1 pseudogene is annotated in these 301 nt (G+C 67.1%); it reads right to left on the minus strand.

Annotated features, from left to right (window positions below):
* Positions 1 to 301: pseudogene (locus CVN76_RS00665) on the minus strand (aspartate carbamoyltransferase catalytic subunit); the annotation flags it as partial.

The following is a 301-nucleotide window of genomic DNA, read 5'->3' on the forward strand; positions in this document are numbered from 1 at the left end:
GATCGGCAGCAGGGTTTTCGGCGCGATCACGCGGATGTCCGGGCAGCCGAGGGTCTTCAGGGCGAGCATGTTCGAGCGCGCCACCCGCGAGTGCAGGATGTCGCCGACGATCGCCACCGAGAGGTTTTCGAAACCACCCTTGTGCCGACGGATGGTGAGCATGTCGAGCATGCCCTGGGTCGGGTGCGCGTGACGGCCGTCGCCGCCGTTGATGATCGCCACCTGCGGGCAGACGTGTTCGGCGATGAAGTGTGCGGCGCCGGAGTCACCGTGGCGCACCACGAACATGTCGGCGGCCATC

This window comes from Bacillus sp. mrc49, assembly GCF_002803435.1.